1 protein-coding gene is annotated in these 809 nt (G+C 56.1%); it reads right to left on the reverse strand.

All coding sequences use genetic code 11. The features are described from left to right. Positions 1 to 33 precede the first annotated feature (33 nt). Positions 34 to 809, reverse strand: a 776-nt coding sequence (locus ACTRWB_RS38090; RefSeq protein ID WP_446904916.1) for an IS3 family transposase, incomplete at its 5' end; no start/stop codon positions are given.

Raw genomic sequence — 809 nt, forward strand, 5'->3', positions numbered from 1 at the left:
TGAACTGACCCCACGAAGTTGGACAGTTAAAGGCTAGGCGCCGAGGGGCTGAGTCCTGTATTGCACGGGACTCAGCCCTTTCAGTTTGAGCTTGATACGTTCGTGGTTGTAGTAATGGATGTAGCGGGTCAGCGCATCGCGTAGCTGATCTATGCTGCTAAAGCGGCTGAGTCTGTAGCACTCGGACTTAAGCGTACCGAAGAAGCTTTCCATCGCGGCATTATCAAGACAGTTTCCCCGACGGGACATGCTCTGAGTCAGCGCGTGCTGCGCGAGCAGTCGGCGGTAAGCGGGCATCTGATACTGCCATCCTTGATCGGAGTGCAATAGCGGCCGGTCCTTTTGCCCGAGCTTGGCCAGCGCCTTCTTCAACATGCCGCTGACCAATTCAAAGCTTGGCCGCTGATCTATTTGGTAGGCGACGATCTCCGCGTTGTACAGATCCATCACCGGCGACAGATATAACTTCTGGCCGCCGACGTTGAACTCGGTCACATCCGTTACCCACTTTTGATTCGGCCGCTCGGCATCGAACTGACGTTGCAGCAGATTGGGCGCAACTCGGCCGACTTCACCTCGCCAGGAACGGTATTTCTTTGGACGTACCCGCGACTTCAACTGTAACTGCCCCATCAGCCGTTGCACCGTCTTGTGGTTGATCACGTGCCCTGCCTGCCGGATCGTGGCGGTGATCCGTCGATAGCCGTAGCGGCCTTGATGATGGTCGTACACGTGCCGGATCTTTACTTTGAGCTCCGCATACCGATCACCAACGTCCAGCGCCTTGAGCTGGTAATAGAATGTGCTGC

The organism is Burkholderia sp. YIM B11467 (genome assembly GCF_052952715.1).